Genomic DNA, 698 nt, shown 5'->3' with positions numbered 1-698 from the left:
GAATGCTTCACCACTGAAGTTGGCGACGTTATTGAAAACTTCAAGTTTGTGGAAAATGAAGCCATCGAGCAATGGTTCAACACCTACGATAAGGACCAGGATGGATTTATCTCTGAAGCCAAGGAAGACCAACTCAAGGAAAAGTTGGGAGGCGATGTCAAGCTTGTAGACTTGTTCTTGGAAGAACTCGGGCAAGGCGGCAACTTGGTATCGCATTTCGAATTCGACTGGTACGTCAAGCAGCAGGACTTTGCAGACTGCTATGAGGACAAGAAGATTGTCGAGGCTGAGACTAAATCGTTTGACGATACACAATTGAAGTCTCTCGACGCTGAATTGAAGCTGTACATCGAAGAAGAAATGACTGAGTACGACATCGAAGAGTTTTTCGACATTCTGGATGCTGATGATGACCACGACATCGATATTGATGACTTCAAGCCCAACCCCGCGTCTCATATGATTCAACTTCTTGAGCTGATCGACAAGCAGGAGGCTGAAGGAGACGAAGACACCCCCGAACAACCCAACGTCAACTACAGAGAGTTCTGGCTGTGGCTCAACAACGACGCACAAGACGGCAACCAAAAGATCAAGAACATCTTCGAGAAGGAATGCACGAAACCAGAAAAAACTCATTTCGCCGAGATATACTGCTACGTCAAGACCTTCAAGAACCCAGAGAAATTCACTGCTTT

The 698-nt window shown here is 46.0% G+C and carries 1 protein-coding gene; it reads left to right on the top strand.

All coding sequences use genetic code 11. The features are described from left to right. On the top strand, positions 1-698 hold a 698-nt coding region (locus P2081_RS20215), incomplete at both ends, for a hypothetical protein (RefSeq protein ID WP_278924586.1).

Origin of the sequence: Pseudophaeobacter profundi (assembly GCF_029697505.1) — a bacterium.
Lineage (GTDB): Bacteria > Pseudomonadota > Alphaproteobacteria > Rhodobacterales > Rhodobacteraceae > Pseudophaeobacter > Pseudophaeobacter profundi.
This window is presented reverse-complemented; position numbering and strand designations above follow the sequence as displayed.